The sequence below is a fragment of the Mesorhizobium sp. M0437 genome (assembly GCF_040321335.1).
Lineage (GTDB): Bacteria > Pseudomonadota > Alphaproteobacteria > Rhizobiales > Rhizobiaceae > Mesorhizobium.
Genome location: NZ_JAMYRK010000239.1, coordinates 1 through 833, shown reverse-complemented (window position 1 = coordinate 833; position 833 = coordinate 1). Strand labels below are relative to the sequence as shown.

Sequence of the window (833 nt, the reverse complement as noted above, 5' to 3'; positions counted from 1 at the left end):
TCGGCCAGAGCGCATGTCATCAAGACCGACGCCGAGGCGATCGCTGTGGCGGAAAAACTGGCCGCAGACTTCGCCAAGGACGCCTCCAGGCGGGACCGCGAGCGCATCTGGCCGAAGGAAGAGCTCGATGCGTTTTCGCAGAGCGGCCTGTGGTCGATCAACGTGCCGAAGGCCTATGGCGGACCGGAACTCTCCTATGTGACGCTGTCGAAGGTGATCACCATCATCTCGGCGGCCGATCCGTCGCTCGGCCAGATTCCGCAGAACCATCTCGGCGTCGTCGCCGCCATCCGCACCGTCTCTGACGAGGCCCAGAAGCAGTTGCTCTTCGCCGAAGTTCTGTCCGGCACGCGGTTCGGCAACGCGTTCTCGGAATTCGGCTCCAAGCGGGCGGCCGACTTCGAGACCAAATTCGTCGACGCTGGCGACCACGTCGTGGTCAATGGCCAGAAATTCTATTCCAGCGGCGCGCTGCTCGCCCATCTGGTGCCGATCGTGGCGCTCGATGACGAGGGCCGGGCCTGGTATGCCATCGCCGATCGCGGCGCGCCCGGACTGACGGTCATCGACGACTGGTCGAGCTTCGGCCAGAAGACGACGCTGTCCGGCACAGTCCTGCTCGACAATGTGAAAGTGCCGAAGACGCATCTCGTCCCCGGCTACAAGGGCTATGACCGGCCGACGGCCGACGGCGCCATCTTCCAGATCATCCAGGCTGCTGTCGATCTCGGCATCGCCAACGCGGCGATCGACGAAACCGTCAGCTTCGTGCGCACCAAGTCGCGCGCGTGGATCGACAGCGGCGTCGATCATGCCTGGCAGGATCCCTACAC

Annotated in this window: 1 protein-coding gene; it reads left to right on the top strand. The window is 64.2% G+C overall.

Going from position 1 to position 833, the window contains the following annotated elements:
• Nucleotides 1–833, top strand: an 833-nt coding sequence (locus NKI72_RS35240; protein WP_352852290.1) for an acyl-CoA dehydrogenase family protein, incomplete at both ends; no start/stop codon positions are given.